General features: G+C 58.6%; 9 protein-coding genes and 1 pseudogene. All 10 read left to right on the forward strand.

Translation table 11 applies throughout. The features are described 5' to 3' along the window. The first annotated feature begins 800 nt into the window (after positions 1 to 800). The 10 genes and pseudogenes from NVV72_14885 (at position 801) to NVV72_14930 (ending at position 15,084) form a co-directional block, all read left to right on the forward strand. Positions 801 to 4,226 (forward strand): TonB-dependent receptor, encoded by a 3,426-nt coding sequence (locus NVV72_14885; GenBank protein ID MCR6660558.1) that lies wholly within the window; start codon positions 801 to 803, stop codon positions 4,224 to 4,226. Between the two features lie 189 nt (positions 4,227 to 4,415). Beyond that, complete coding sequence (locus NVV72_14890; GenBank protein ID MCR6660559.1) at positions 4,416 to 5,906, forward strand: tryptophan 7-halogenase; 1,491 nt, start codon at positions 4,416 to 4,418, stop codon at positions 5,904 to 5,906. 398 nt (positions 5,907 to 6,304) lie between these two features. Continuing rightward, positions 6,305 to 6,541: pseudogene (locus tag NVV72_14895) on the forward strand (alpha/beta hydrolase). A gap of 125 nt (positions 6,542 to 6,666) precedes the next feature. Beyond that, on the forward strand, positions 6,667 to 7,008 hold the full coding sequence (locus NVV72_14900) for a prolyl oligopeptidase family serine peptidase (GenBank protein MCR6660560.1): 342 nt from the start codon (positions 6,667 to 6,669) through the stop codon (positions 7,006 to 7,008). A 58-nt stretch (positions 7,009 to 7,066) separates the two neighbouring features. Then, the gene (locus tag NVV72_14905; protein MCR6660561.1) at positions 7,067 to 8,224 is read left to right on the forward strand and encodes a hypothetical protein; all 1,158 of its coding nucleotides are present in this window, start codon (positions 7,067 to 7,069) and stop codon (positions 8,222 to 8,224) included. Next, positions 8,178 to 9,044, forward strand: coding sequence for a sialate O-acetylesterase (locus tag NVV72_14910; protein ID MCR6660562.1), 867 nt, complete (start codon positions 8,178 to 8,180; stop codon positions 9,042 to 9,044). The genes NVV72_14905 and NVV72_14910 overlap by 47 nt, the downstream gene beginning before the upstream one ends. A gap of 32 nt (positions 9,045 to 9,076) precedes the next feature. After that, on the forward strand, positions 9,077 to 10,153 hold the full coding sequence (locus NVV72_14915; protein MCR6660563.1) for a non-reducing end alpha-L-arabinofuranosidase family hydrolase: 1,077 nt from the start codon (positions 9,077 to 9,079) through the stop codon (positions 10,151 to 10,153). A gap of 187 nt (positions 10,154 to 10,340) precedes the next feature. Further along, positions 10,341 to 12,122, forward strand: coding sequence for an NPCBM/NEW2 domain-containing protein (locus tag NVV72_14920; protein ID MCR6660564.1), 1,782 nt, complete (start codon positions 10,341 to 10,343; stop codon positions 12,120 to 12,122). A gap of 42 nt (positions 12,123 to 12,164) precedes the next feature. Next, a complete protein-coding gene (locus NVV72_14925; GenBank protein MCR6660565.1) occupies positions 12,165 to 12,842 on the forward strand; it encodes a DUF4968 domain-containing protein in 678 nt (225 codons plus the stop codon). After that, positions 12,826 to 15,084 carry a PA14 domain-containing protein gene (locus NVV72_14930; protein ID MCR6660566.1) on the forward strand — a complete coding sequence of 753 codons (2,259 nt, stop codon included), beginning with the start codon at positions 12,826 to 12,828 and terminating at the stop codon, positions 15,082 to 15,084. The genes NVV72_14925 and NVV72_14930 overlap by 17 nt, the downstream gene beginning before the upstream one ends. Positions 15,085 to 15,213: the final 129 nt, after the last annotated feature.

The raw sequence follows: 15,213 nt of genomic DNA on the forward strand, positions 1-15,213 counted from the left end.
TCCTGCCTGCATGATGAATGGCCGGCCGTTATCTTCCTTAGCCGTAGATCTTTGGCTTTATGTAACGCGAAGACGTAATTGCATCAATAAAAATAAAGTTCATTAGGAAATTTATGCGTCCGGTTCCAACTGGCGAATCTTCAGTTGCAGCGGATGGAACAGGGGACTTGAAGCATCGCTCATCGGGCAAGGTAATTTTTCTCTGTTTATGATCGATGTCAGCGGTCGGGAAGTTCCATCTTAATTTTAAAAGCAAGTGGCAACTGGATAGTGTTGCGTGGCAAAATATGACTTAGCTATTTTATAGGCGATGTGCGGAGGCGGTCCTTCTTTTTGCATATTTTGCACATAAATATGAATAAAATAAATTAGTTATATGGGGTGCGGTCATCGGCATCGCCCTGGTTTTCGGCGCTTAAATGTGTTTCATGGGCAAAAAATAAAATTATATTTGATGAAATTGGCGGACAGGTGTATTGTCGTACAATAAGCTTAGCGCCTGGAGTCCTGTCAGGTTGCTGCGGCGCGTTTCGAGCAAGCTTGTTAACAAGGCGCAAATCGTCCCAACCGATTGCGCTTCCTCCCCGACTCCCTCGCTCCGCAGCGCGAGGGGCTTTTTTCCGAAATTTATGAAGACGGCGCCTTGTGTCAAAGGCGCAACAATCATGACGTTTCTTATATAAAATGAAATTTTATTCTTGAATCAAAAATGCCGCGGCTATTATCCTACAAATGGCGGCGCGGCTGCCACGAAGAATAAGAAGCGGCGACGGCGTCAGTTTCGGATCAGAGGGAAGAAAATGAAAAAGCTCACGAGTAGGATTTTATTGGGCGCAAGCGTGTCGGCCATTGTTCTGGCGGCCACGGGCGTGTCCGCGATGGCGCAGGAGGCTGCGGCAGGAAATGATAGCGCGCCTGAAGCCAAGGCGGCCACGGACGATACGCTTGTTATTGTTACGGCGCGTCGGAAAGCCTTGCAGTCGGCGATCCAGATCAAGAAGAATTCGGACACGATCGTCGACTCGGTCGTCGCCGATGAGGCTGGCAAGCTGCCTGACAATTCGATCACCGAAGTGCTTCAACGCGTGTCGGGCGTGTCGATATCCCGATTCACCGGGTCTAACGGAGGCAGCACTGCGTTCCAGATCGAGGGTACGGGCGTCACCGTGCGCGGTCTTCCCTTCAATTCGAGTATGCTTAACGGCCAGCAGCTATTTAGCGCTAATGGCGCGAGCGCCATCAGCTGGAACGAGGTCACGCCCGAATTGATGGCCGGTGTCGATGTCTACAAGGCGTCACGTGCTGACCTCATTGAAGGCGGTGCGTCCTTGATTAATCTTCGCACCCATCTGCCCTTCGATTTCAAGGAGACCCAGCGCCAGCTCACCGTCGGTGCAAGTTACGGCAGCCAGGTAAACAAGGGTTCGCCCCGTGTTTCCGCCATGTTCTCCAAGCGTTTCGACACCAAATTCGGTGAAGTGGGCGTGTTGTGGGATGTGGCCTACAGCGCTCTGCACCAGCAGAGCAGCGATTTGCAGGTCGGTGCCATGTTCGGCGAATATGCGCCGACTTCCACGCGTGACGATCATCTGGCTTTTGTTCCCAGTTCGTTCAACTGGAGTACCAGTACGAGTAAGCGCGAACGGTACGGCGCCTATCAGGCCGTTCAGTGGAAGCCGAATGACAACCTGACGCTGACCAACACGGTGTTCTACACGCAGTACAACGACGATAGTTGGGGCAACAGCGGTGGCGTAGGGTCTTCCCCCTCGGCGGCATCTGCCGTTATGCCCAAGGTCGGCGCCCCGGTTGAGTATGACGCCAATGGCGCTTTGCGCGCGGGTAGCCTCACTGTAGGGTCCACCGGCAATTCGGTGGATTGGTCGAATACGACCGCGAGCGACAGTTTTAAGGCGGCGAACGGCTGGTTCCCCTCCTATTATATGATGGATTGCGGCGGCGTCTTTGGCAGTCCCGCGTCGTCGCTTCAGTGGGACTGGTCGGCCAATAGTGGTATTGATCCGAACAATCCCCCTGCGGATTGGGATGGTAAGCGTCTGGTGCAGTGTGGCCCAGCGGGTACGTTTAATCCGAGCGGCGGGGCATCGGCCACGCACGGCAAAAGTTCCACGCTCGATATTTCGCAGAGCTTCATGTGGAAGCCCACCGACCGTCTGGCGGTTCGTGGTGGTGTGCAATATGTCAGTTCCAGCTCGACCGGGGAACAGTTTTTTGTTGGCCTTGCTCAGACCAGCCAGTTAGTGACGTCAATGGACGTCGACCTGACGGGGTCTCTGCCAGTGTTGTCTGGTCTTTCCACTGCTGGCATGCTCGATAAAAGCAGCGCGTATCTCAGCAATTTCGGCTATCACAGACCCGATAACAAGGGGGAGATGGTCGCTGCCCACATCGATGTTGAATACCAGGTCAGCGATGATGGATTCCTGCGCAGCATCAGTTTCGGCGGGCGTTCCGCCACCCGTGACGAGAACGACGACTTTGTAGGGACCTATTGGGCGCCTCTGAGTCAGTCCTGGCTCGGGAATCCGTGGGGATCGCATCCGGGAGACCCGACTTATGGCGCGGGGAATATACTATATCTGACGAATACGAATGTCCCGTCGTCAGATTATGAAATCAGCACCTTCAAGAATTTCTTCGGTGGTGAAGCGGCTGTTCCAGCCCAGCTTCTCGTCCCCAGCCAATCGCTCATGCAGAGTTATGACTGGTATCATTTGCTCTCGACGTATAACGGGCAGATCGCTAACGGGACAGCGGATGACTATTGGACGAAGTATATTGATCAGGGGCTGAACAAGACCAATAGCCACATCGCCACGAATGCGGTCTATATCCAGGCTAAGTTTGCGCACGATGGTTTCGGTTTCATTCCGGCGTTCTCGGGTAATATCGGCATTCGTTCGTTCAGCGAAACCCTGCATGCGAGCGGTCTGCTGCAAACGCCGAATGCCGCGAACCTTGCTCTGACCTTGCAGGACAGCCTGGATTACTACAACGCGCAGCAGGCGCTGGCAGCGGATCCGAATTCATCGCCGGTCTTTCCGACGCTGTATTCGTTTGTTCCTGGGTATAGCATGCAGACCCGCGACTACAGCTACCATCGTATTCTGCCTTCGTTCAACATCAAGTTCGACGTAACCAATAAGTTCATCATTCGCGCTGCGGCATCGAGGGCGTCTGCCCCGCCGAACCTCAATGATATCCGCGCGGGCGGTTCGATTTCCGCCAGATCAGTTTCTGCCGGAAATCCGCAGGCGCCTTCGATTCTCACAGGTGTTTCCGTTAACGGTGGGGGCGCAAATCTGAAGCCGACCATGATCAACAGCCAGGATCTGACGTTCGAATACTATCCGTCGTCGTCCAGTTTCCTGTACTTCGATCTGTTCGCCAAGCAGGTTGAGGATCACCCGGTGTTCTATTCGTTCATCGCCAACAATCTGCCGATCCCGGCTTTGGCCTACGCCAATGGTGACACCCCTCCGGTCAACGCAGGGGACCCGGATCCGGGGACGCCGACTACACTGGATCTTCCCTGGCTCTATCTGCAGAACAAGACGTCGGAGCAGAAGGCCTACATCAAAGGCTTTGAACTCGGTGGGCGTAAGTTCTTCGATAAACTCCCCGGTTTGCTTCGCGGGTTTGGCCTTGATGGCAACGTGACCTACATCGACAGCCGAAACCCTGCCCAGCAGGCCAACAGCGTGTTGACCCCGCCTCCCGCCGGCGGGGCCCTGCCGGGCCTCAACCCGGACGGCACTGTGCCTCTGACCTACTCCAAACTTCCCTACGCCGGGTTGTCGAAGTGGGCCTACAACATCCAGTTGCTGTACAGCCGTGACAAGGTCAATTTCCGTCTGGCGTACAACTGGCGCGACAAGGCGTTGCTGTCGACCAACGTCAATCCGCTGTCCTATGCGACAAGCGGTGGCAACCCCTACACGCTCAACACCAGCCCGACCAACTTTGACAGCGCCCATTCCTATCCAGTGTACAACATGGTTCCTGCCTACATGGCTGCGGCCGGTTACCTGGATATGGGCTTTGACTACCGTGTGAACGACGAGATTTCCGTTTCCTTCAACGCGAACAACCTCACCAACACGAAGTCGAGAACGCTTCAGGAGCCAGTGCCTGGTGTGTTCGAGCCGTACGACTATAACGTCAGTGATCAGCGCTACGAGGTCACTATTCGGGCACGTTACTAACGGGCTAAGGGGGGGGGCGCTTCATCGCGAAGCGCCCTTCCTTTTCAAATACGTCTTGCGGCCGGATCATTCCGGCCGCTTATTGCAGGTATGGGCACAGGCACAGGCGGCTTGCCCGACTCCAAACCGTAAAGGCCTGAAGCCCCCTCGTCGGACATGGCGTCGGGTGCGTTCACGGCGAGGTATGTTATGAATAGCGTACAGCAACAGGAAATCGTCATACTGGGTGGTGGCGCGGCGGGGTGGATCGCGGCCGCGCTGCTCGCCAAGAGGACGGATCGCAGTCAAATCCGCATCACTCTGGTCGAATCCGAGGAAATCGGCATCATCGGCGTCGGGGAGGCGACGGTACCGATTCTGACGCACTGCAACGCTTTGCTCGGTATCGACGAATATGACTTTATTCGCAGCACTCAGGGCACGTTCAAGCTGGGTATTGAATTTTGCGACTGGGGCGTTGCCGGAAATCGGCATTTCCACGCGTTCAGCGACTATGGTCACCACGTTGACAATCTATCGACCCACCACTACTGGCTGAGATTGCGGCAATCCGGCGATGAACGTCCGATCGATGACTACTCGTTCGCCTACGCGGTTGCGAAGAACAACAATTTTGCGCCTAGTGATCCGCAGAATTCGCGCTATCACCATGCCTATCACTTTGATGCCGCATTGTACGCCCGCTATCTGCGGGACGTGGCGACCGGGCTGGGCGTGCAGCGTATCGAAGGCAAGATGACGCACTTCGATCTGGATGGCGCCTCTGGCAATATTACCGCCATCCATCTTGCTGATGGCGTTAAGGTTCCCGGCGACCTGTTCCTGGATTGCACCGGTTTTGCGTCTGAATTGCTGGGAAAGGCGTTGGACACGCCGTTTGTTGACTGGTCGCGCTGGTTGCTTTGCAACAGCGCCATAGCAGCCCCATCGAAACGGACTGGCGCGCTTATGCCGTTTACGCGATCCACCGCCCATGCCGGGGGCTGGCGCTGGACCATTCCGCTACAACATCGCAATGGCAATGGCATGGTCTATAATTCGGATCTCTGGGGCGACGACGCGGCGCGCGACGCCTTGCTGGGAAATCTCGACGGCGAACCGCTGGCTGAACCACGGGTGTTCCGCTTTACATCCGGGCATCGCAAACTGTTCTGGAACCGCAATTGTATTGGGATTGGTTTCGCTTCCTGCTTTCTCGAACCACTGGAATCAACCGGACTGCAGTTGATCGTCACGGGGGTGTTGAAATTGCTTCGACTCTTCCCCCAGGGGACCATCAACCCCGTTTTACGCGAAGAATATAATCGGATAACCACCATCGAGCTTGAGCGCATACGCGACTTCATCATTGCGCACTATTACCTGTCACGCCGGCCCGAACCATTGTGGGCGGCGTCCCGCGACATCGAGATACCCGACAGCCTTCGGCACAAGCTTGAGATCTGGAACGCCAGCGGGCAAATCGCGCTCGGTGATCTCGAATCCTATATGGAGCCGAGTTGGCTCGCGATCCTGCTGGGCAATGGCGTCGTTCCAGAGCGCTACGCCGTAGCGGCTGATCTCTATCCGTTGGAGCAGATCCGCAAGGGTATGGAAATGCGCCGCGAAGAGATCACGCGTTCGGCGCAGGCGGTCTCTTCGCATCAGGATTTCATCGACCAGTACTGCAAGGCACCCTGAGCGGTGCCGTCTGTCCAGGTAGGGATGCAGAGTTCGGTCGGCTGTAGGCTATGCCGTTCGATTACAAGGGCATGAAAGAAGCCGTTTCAGTTCAGGAAATTTGAGGAGTATTCACCATGAGCCTGTCGCGCCGCGATCTTGTAAAATCTCCCTTCGCTCTGGCGGGCGCATCGGTAATCGGAATGGCGGCTACCGAAGTCCGGGCTCAAGCCCGCGCGGCTGCCCCACAGGACATTATCGAATTGTGGCCGCATGCGCCCGAAGGGGCACTCCATCCCGGCATGACTGAGGTCATCGAGCAGACCTCGACAAGTCCAGGTTATAGCAGCCGGCGCACGAACGGTATTAGCAGGCCGTACATGATCTCATTGCCGGCAGCCCAGCCCAACGGCTCAGCCATGCTTATCATTCCGGGGGGCAGCTTCCAGTGGAACTACTTCGAGCACGAGGGCTATAAGGTTGCCGACATTCTCAATCGTGCCGGCATCTCGTGTTTCGTGCTGATCTACCGTCTGGCCCAGGACGGCTGGAAAGAACCGGCCAAGGTCGGGCCGGCTGACGCCCAGCGCGCCATGCGCGTCATCCGCGCTCAAGCGACCCGCTTTCACCTTGACCCGGCCCGGGTTGGCGTTCTCGGGTTCAGTGCCGGCGGCTTCCTGACGACCACCCTTGCCACGCGACACTCGGCCGCCTTCTATTCGCCGGTTGACGCGACGGATCAACTCAGCGCGAGGCCGTTCCGGCGGCACCGATCTACCCTGTGCAAAGCGTCGATCCGACCTATGCCTATGGCGGCGTGGCGCCGTCGCTGTTCGGCGGCCCGCCGACGCCGGCGCAGATCCGCGAGTGGTCGCCAGACCTCAATGTTACGTCGGAGGCTGCGCCGACCTTCCTGGTCCACGCCGAGGATGACGGTGCTGTGCCCGTGGCCAATTCGGTGCGGCTACGTGACGCCATGGTCGCCGCCAGGATAACGGTCGAGACCCACCTGTTCGCCCATGGGGGGCACGGCTTTGGCGTGGGCGCTCAGCCAGGCAGTCCCGATGGTCTGTGGCTGCCGCTGTTCCTCAACTTCGCACGTCAGGAGAAGTTGTTTGCATAGTCGCAATTTAACGAGCGGCGCCGTCTTGAAAAGGTCTTGCGCGCCAGGGATGTGGTCGATGAAATACAAGGTTATCAATGCGATATTTGCCGCTGCCGTTGTGTTTGGCGGCATCACGACAGCGCATGCGCAGGAGGCATTTGGTTTGGCGCCGGTCTTTACCGATCACGCCGTCCTGCAGCGCGATAAGCCGGTAGCCGTCTGGGGCCAGGCGCCAGCAAATGACGCGGTCAACCTGACCTTGTCCGAAGGCAACCGCGTTGTGACCAGCATCAGCGGCAATGCTGACGCATCGGGCCGCTTTTCGCTTTCCCTGCCGCAACAGGCGGCGGGCGGTCCCTATGCACTGACGGTTTCGGATACGCACGGCCACACGCAAACCCTGAACGACATCATGGTCGGCGATGTCTGGTTGTGTTCGGGCCAGTCGAACATGGAATTTCCCCTCAAGGCGGCCAATAATGGTGAGGGCGAGGTGGGAGGCGCTGGAAATACGCAATTGCGTATTTTCGACGTTCCCAGAAATTCGCAGGCTTCGCCCGTCACCGGGTTCGTCAAAGGGGCGCAGTGGAAGGTGTCGTCACCCGCCTCCGTACCCAACACCTCGGCCGTATGCTACTTCATGGCGCGAGAACTCGCCGATAAGACACATGCGCCCCAGGGGGTGATTCATGCGTCGTGGGGAGGTACGGCGGCTGAACTATGGGTGAGCCGGGAAGGTCTGTCGGCCTTTGATGACATGCGCAAAGTTCTCAGTGTGCAGGATCTGTACCGGACTGATTCGCAGGCCGCTTTGTCTGACTGGGAGGCCCATTCCAAGGGCTGGTGGCGCGAACACGATCCGGACTATAATCAAGTCGGATTGTGGTCCGGCAAGGGATTTGATGATGCAGCCTGGCCGACCCTCGTGGCATCGGGTGTCTGGGAGAACAGCGGTGTCCCGGCATTGAGGGCGTTCGACGGTGTTGTCTGGTATCGCCAGACGGTCACGCTGACAGCGGATCAGGCGGCCCACGCCGTATCGCTCGATCTGGGACCGGTCGATGATTCCGATACCACCTGGGTAAACGGCGTTTTGGTCGGAACGACTGACGGTTGGACCTTGCCGCGCCATTACACCCTGCCAAAAGGTGTGCTGAAGGCGGGGAAAAAATGTCATTGCTGTGCGCGTGCTGGATTCGGGCGGTGGCGGCGGCCTTTACGGCGCGCCGGCTGAACGGACGCTGACGCTGGATAGCGGGGCGCTCGTTGCCCTGCCGGCAGAGTGGCGCTATCATATCGGCGCCGATATCAAGGCCTTGGGAACGCCGCCCACCGCTCCCTGGTCCGAGGCCGCGGCGCCTGCCGTGCTCTACAACGGCATGATTGCGCCCGTAGCTCCGTATAGCCTGAGGGGTATTGCCTGGTATCAGGGGGAATCGAATGCCGGCAACCCAGCTCTTTACGCCAAACTCCTGCCGGCCCTGGTGAAAGACTGGCGCGAGCATTTCGAGGCGCCCGACCTGCCGTTCCTGGTGGTGCAGTTGAGCGCGTTCGGCACGCCTCAGGATGTGCCGGCCCCCTCTGGCTGGGGCGAAATCCGTGATATCCAGCGCCAGTTGGAGCAGAATGACCCTCATGTCGGGATGGCGGTCAGCTACGATGTCGGCGACCGTTTCGATATTCACCCGACGCAAAAACGCCAGGTCGGGCTGAGACTGGCTCTGGCTGCGCGCAAGGTCGCCTATGGTGAAGCCCTGAAGCTGGGGCCGCGGCCTGAGCGTGTGTCTCGGCGCGGCAATGATCTGGTTGTCGATTTTCAGGATGTCAACGGAGCGCTGCGTGCCTATGGTGGCAAGGACGTGCTGGGCTTCGAGGTGTGCGCGGCGACTTGCCACTTCGCCAGCGCCCATATCGAAGGCAACACGGTCGTTCTGCCGGGAGAAGCCATTGCCAATGCCCGGTCGGTGCGCTTCGGATGGGCTGACGTGCCTTATCTCAATCTCTATGACGGGGCGGACCTGCCGGCATCCCCCTTCGCCATGGACATACACTGACAGGCAGGTTCATCCTGGATTCCGAGGTCACTATGAAAAAATGTAAGCCTATCCTCTCCGCCATCTTCGCGCTCGCCATCCTGCCAGGGCTGGCGCAGGCGGGTGCCGCCGGAGGTTTTCACTGGGCTTCCAGTCCGCCGCTGATCATGCCGCCGAAAGGCGAGGGAATAACCTATTACGGCGTCAAAGACCCGTCGGTCGTCTTTTACGACGGCCAGTACCATGTGTTCATGACCACCGCCGGGACGAACGGGTGGGGGCTGGCCTATACCCACTTCTCCGACTGGTCGCAGGCGAAAGCCTCGCCGATCGTGCCGCTCGATAAGTCGCCGATGGGGCCGGGTTATCGTGCGGCGCCGCAGGTCTTTTACTTCGCACCTCGAAAGCTCTGGTACATGGTCTATCAGGGCGGCGACCCGATGTACTCCACAAGTTCGGACATCAGCGATCCCCTTTCGTGGAGCGCGCCCACGCCCTTCTTTGACACCGTTCCGGATGTGGTCAGGCAACCGAACGGCGAGGCCGGTTGGCTGGACTTCTGGGTCATTTGCGACGACGTGAAGTGCTATCTTTTCTTCACCAATGATAATGGCAGTTTCTTCCGCGCCGAAACAACGCTCGATGCTTTCCCGGCCGGCTTCCATAACACAACCCGCGTAATGACCGGGCAACGGGACGATGTGTTTGAAGCCAGCAATACCTACAGGGTTCTGGGTACGAAAAGCTACATCACGCTGGTCGAGGCCATTGGCCCCAAAGGGCGGTATTTCCGGGTATGGAAAAGCGACCGTCTGGATGGCGAATGGACGCCAATGGGCGATTCCATGAATGTTTTCGCTGGAACGGGCAATGTTCGCTTTGACGGCAAAACCTGGTCGCAGGGCGTCTCGCATGGCGAAATGATCCGTTCAGGTTTCGATCAGACCTTGTCGATCGATCCGTGCCGTCCGCTTCAATTTCTTTATCAGGGACTTGACCCGGACAGCCAGGAGCCGGACTATCTCAAGCTGCCTTACCGGCTGGGCCTGATTACCGCTACCGGAGCTGACCCGGTCAGTGACATGTGTCCCCTCCAGGATACGGTAAATCCGTATCGGCTGAAACAGTAGGCAAGCCGGTAAAAAACAGGCACAAATTGAATTTTTGGGAAGAGACGTGATGCGATTTGGAAATGGGCTTGCCACGGGGCTGGCGATAGTGTGGTTGTTTGCGGGCGTCGCCAATGCCGCGCCGGACAGGTTGGCGCCGACTGGTCACTGGACCGCGGTTGCCACCGGGCAGGCATCCACGCCGCCCATGGGCTGGAATTCGTGGAACGCGTTCCATACGGATGTCACCGAACAAAAGGTTCTGGATTCGGCCAAGGCCATTGTCGACAGCGGACTGGCGGCTAAGGGCTACCGGTACATCAATCTTGATGACGGCTGGTGGCTGAAGCGCCGGGCTTCGGACGGCCGCATGATCGTGCGCACCGCGATCTTCCCCTCTGCCGCCGTGGGTGGCGCCGAAGAGACAAGCTTCAAGCCGTTTACCGACCGCATTCACGCCATGGGACTAAAGGCCGGGATCTATTCCGATATCGGCGCCAACAACTGCTCGCAGGCTTTTGGCGGCCCCGATACGCCGAACTTGCCGGAGGGCACGGTCGCCGAACGCGAGGTCGGCCTGTACGGTCACATCGATCAGGACATCAAGCTCTATTTCGGTGACTGGGCCTTCGACTATATCAAGGTCGATGCCTGCGGCATTCGTGCGTTTGGCCCGGAGAGTGCGAAGGTCAAATCCGGCCTGTACCGGGCGCTCGATCCGTTGATCGATATCAAGGAAATCCGCCGTACCGACATTCCGGCCGTGCGCGCGCTTTACCAGCAGGTCGCGGACGCGCTTCACCACACCAATCCGGATAATGACTACATTTTTTCGATCTGCGCCTGGGGCTCGGCCGATGTGCGCGCCTGGGCCAAGGATGTCGGCAACCTGTCGCGCACCAGCGACGACATCACACCGAGCTGGACGCGTATGCTGGCCAATTTCGACAGCGCCGTCGGGCGGTCGCTCTATGCCCATCCCGGTTCGTGGAACGATCCGGACATGCTGTTTATCGGTCATGGCGATTTCGACGAACATCATCTGACCGAGGCCAGATCGCATTTCGCCCTGTGGTCCATGCTGTCGGCACCGCTTCTGATCGGTTATGACCTGCGGCAAGCGCCGCAGCCGCTCATGGATATCCTGGGCAACAGCGACATCATCGCCGTCGATCAGGACCCCGCGGGCAACCAGGCCGTCTTGGCCTATGACACCGACGACATCCAGATACTGGTCAAGACGCTTGCCAACGGCCACAAGGCGGTGGCCATATTCAACCGCGGACTGGCGCCGGCCGAGGTCACGCTCACGGCACGCCACCTGAAATTTGACGGTAAGGCGCCGGTTACGCTCAGGGATCTGTGGGACGGTCAGGCCCTGCCGGCCTTCAGCGGCGAAACCCGTATGCACCTCGATCCGCGCCAGACGCTGATCTTTGATGCCACCGGCACCCGCAGCCTGTCTGACGGGCTTTATCTGTCGGAAATGACCGGGCGTGTAAATCCGGCTGTCGATGGCGTGGTCACGCCGCAACCCGATCCGACGATACACCGCATGATCACGCCCTGGGGCGGGACGACCGATACAGGTGAGCCACCGGCCTATACCGGTTGGGGTGGCGCCCAGGCCGACGCCACGCCTTACCGGCAAATGCTGCGTATCAATGGCACGGCTTTTGAGACCGGTCTCGGTGTGCTGTCTAACTCCCGTCTGGAGGTCAAGGCCGACGGTCAGTTCCGTCATTTTGCCGCCGAGGTCGGGGTCGATGATTCGACGTCTGATGCTGATGACGACGTGACCTTCTCGGTCTACGGGGATGGCAAGTTGCTGGCGACCTCGAAGGCCATGCGCTTTGGCCAGCCGGCCCATGCCCTGACGGCGGATGTGACCGGCGTTCGGATCGTCGAACTGGTGGCGCGCGGCAAGGCCGGAAAGAACAAGACGCCGACCGTGGTCACCTGGGGCAATGCCGCCCTGTTGAATAAATAAAAGACGGGCCTTCAGGCCGACGGCGAAAAAGGGAAGAAACACATGCGACTCAAAACATTAGGCTTGGCCGTCTCAGCTTTGGCGCTTGTTGCCTCCGCTGGTCTGGCGGAAACGCCGACCGGTCTCGATGGCCGCGGCCATATGGTGGAGGTCGCAAATGTGAATGCCGCCGGTTTTGACCTGGTCCGACTGAAGAATGGCGTACAGTTCCGAGTCGGCGGCATGACCAAGAGCGTCATCTTCTATTCGCCGACCACTGTGCGCGTGAACACCAACCTAGGTGAAAACTACTGGACGCAGCCGAGCATTGTCGTCACCGACACGCCGGACGACATCGATTTCAAGATCAGCCGGTCCGGCGGCACGGCGTCGATACGTGCTGACCGGCTGCAAATCGATATTGATACCGCCACGGGCGCCCTGACGTTCAAAGGGCCGGATGGTCACATATTCACGCGCGAGGACGCCGCTCATCCGCAAATGGTCGAGAAGAAGGCCATCTCTAACGCGCCGACCTATGAGGTCAGCAACAGTTTCACCCTCAAGCCGGATGAGGGCATCTACGGTTTCGGTTTCGTCGATCAGGGCAATCTGAACCGGCGCAACCAGGATTTGCTGCTGGTCCAGACCAATGTCGGGATCGTCATTCCGGTCATGGTCTCCAGCGAAAAAATATGGCATTCTGTGGGACACCTATTCCCAGATGCGGTTCAAGGATGACGCCGGGAAGGCTACGCTGTGGGCGGAAAGCGCGCCGGGCGGCGTCGATTATTACTTCATGGCCGGCAATTCGCTGGATGAGGTGGTGGCTGATTATCGCGGCCTGACGGGGGATGCCCCGATGTTTCCGAAACAGGCGTTCGGCCTTTTCATGAGCAAGGAGCGCTACCCGGATCAGAAGCGGCTTGTCGAAGTCGCCAACACCTTCCGCAAAGAACAGTTCCCGCTCGATTATATCGTTCAGGACTGGCAATACTGGGGCAGCGACACCGACGGCACCTGGAGCGGCATGATCTGGAACCCGGAGCGCTACCCCGACCCGGAGGGCATGACCCGTGAGATACATGACCTGCACATGAAGCTGATGGTGTCGATCTGGCCGTCGATCGGCAACGATACCGACCTTGCCCATGAACTCGACGCGCACAATCTGCGCTTTACGCCGCTGCACTGGATTTCAAAGAAGGCGAGGGTCTACGACGCCTATAGTCCGCTCGGCCGGCAGATATATTTCAAATATATCAAGAAGGGACTGCTGGATAAGGGCGTGGACGCTTTGTGGATGGACGGCACCGAGGTCGAAGTCGGCTCTGCCGCCTGGGATGCGCAGGAAAATATCCGCGACATCAAGGGACTGGGCGTGAACGCCATGGGTGATTTCACCCGCTATCTCAATCCCTATTCGCTGATGACGACCCAAGGAACCTATGACGGCGAACGCGCGACCAGCGATCAGCGCGTCTTTACCTTGACGCGCTCCGCCTGGGCCGGCGCCCAGCGCACGGCGGCGGCCTCGTGGTCGGGCGACATCTTCGCCAACTGGAAGACCTTCCGCGAGCAGATCAGCGGTGGCGTCAATGTGACCATTACCGGCAATCCTTACTGGACTCAGGACACGGGCGGTTTCTTTGTCAATGAATTCCCCGGCGGCGAGCGCAATCCGGCCTATCAGGAACTGTTCGCCCGTTGGTTCCAGTTTGCCGCCTTCAATCCAATCATGCGCGTCCACGGCACCAGCATCGAGCGCGAACCCTACATCTTCAAAGACCTGAACCCGGAGATGTACCAGTCGCTGCTGGATACTGTACATCTGCGTTACCGGCTGCTGCCTTATATCTACAGCGAAGCCTGGCAGGTCACCGCCAACCGCTCGACCCTTATGCGCGCCCTGCCGATGGACTTTCCGGACGACAAGGCGACGCATGACATCGACGACGCCTTCATGTTCGGGCCGTCTTTCCTGGTCCACCCGGTCACGCGGGCGATGTACCATGTGCAGGATCCACCGGCCGAGACGATTCCCGCCAGTGCGCTCCACACTGCCGATGGCAAGGCCGGACTGGCCGGGCAATATTTTGCCGGTGTCAATTTCGACACCCCGAAAGGCCAGGTCGTCGATGCGACCCTGGACGCCCGCTGGCCTGGACCGCCGTTGGCCGAAATTCCGGCCGGCCTGGAGAGCCTGAATAACTTCTCCGCCCGCTGGGAAGGCTTTGTCACCGCGCCGGAAGACGGCACATATGAAATCGGCCTGGAGGGCGACGACGGCTATCGTCTCTTCCTTGACGGCAAACTGGTCGTGGAAGACTGGTCCCAGGGCGCCAAACGCTACAAGGGGGCAAATGTCACCCTGCACAAGGGGCAGCAGGTCGCGGTAAAGATCGAGTATTTCCAGGGCGGCGGCGAGCGAAGCCTGCGCCTGGCGTGGCGTACGCCCTCCGAACTTCGCGCCCTGAAAGCAAACACGCCCGCGATCAATACCCGTGTCGAAACCTACCTGCCACAGGACGCCAACTGGTACGATTTCTGGACGAATGAAGCCCTCAGGGGCGGGCAGACCGTATCAACGGATGCGCCGCTCGATCGCTTCCCGCTGTATGTCCGGGCGGGGTCGATCGTGCCTATGGGGCCAGTCGTTCAGTACGCCACTGAAAACCCCGGAGCGCCCTATGAGCTGAGGATCTATCCGGGCGCCGATGCCAGCTTCACCCTTTATGAAGATGACAATGAAACCTACGCCTACGAGAAGGGCGCGCGGGCAACGGTTGATATCCATTGGGATGACAAAGCCAGGACACTGGTGTTCGGAAAACGTCAGGGCACTTTTCCGGGTCTGGTTCAGTCGCGCACCTTTAACGTCGTAATCGCCGCGCCAGGCAATGCCACCGGCATAAGCGAAGCCAGTCCGGTAAAAACCGTCAGCTATAATGGGGACAAGTTGACGCTTCAGTTTTCCGAATAGCGGGAGTGACTCTTGGCCGGCGCGCATAAAACTATATCCTAAAGACGCTTCGCTTCAGGCAATGCGCGGCTTGCTCCTGGACTGCGGGAAAAGGAATGCCGGTGGCCTGACGACCGGCATTCCTTCTCG

This window comes from Asticcacaulis sp., from assembly GCA_024707255.1.
Lineage (GTDB): Bacteria > Pseudomonadota > Alphaproteobacteria > Caulobacterales > Caulobacteraceae > Asticcacaulis.

Bases quoted from the DNA above. Each gene is read 5' to 3' on its own strand.
- NVV72_14885 (MCR6660558.1), top strand. From the start codon at position 801: ATGAAAAAGCTCACGAGTAGGATTTTATTGGGCGCAAGCGTGTCGGCC.
- NVV72_14890 (MCR6660559.1), top strand. From the start codon at position 4,416: ATGAATAGCGTACAGCAACAGGAAATCGTCATACTGGGTGGTGGCGCG.
- NVV72_14905 (MCR6660561.1), top strand. From the start codon at position 7,067: ATGAAATACAAGGTTATCAATGCGATATTTGCCGCTGCCGTTGTGTTT.
- NVV72_14915 (MCR6660563.1), top strand. From the start codon at position 9,077: ATGAAAAAATGTAAGCCTATCCTCTCCGCCATCTTCGCGCTCGCCATC.
- NVV72_14920 (MCR6660564.1), top strand. From the start codon at position 10,341: ATGGGCTGGAATTCGTGGAACGCGTTCCATACGGATGTCACCGAACAA.
- NVV72_14925 (MCR6660565.1), top strand. From the start codon at position 12,165: ATGCGACTCAAAACATTAGGCTTGGCCGTCTCAGCTTTGGCGCTTGTT.
- NVV72_14930 (MCR6660566.1), top strand. From the start codon at position 12,826: ATGCGGTTCAAGGATGACGCCGGGAAGGCTACGCTGTGGGCGGAAAGC.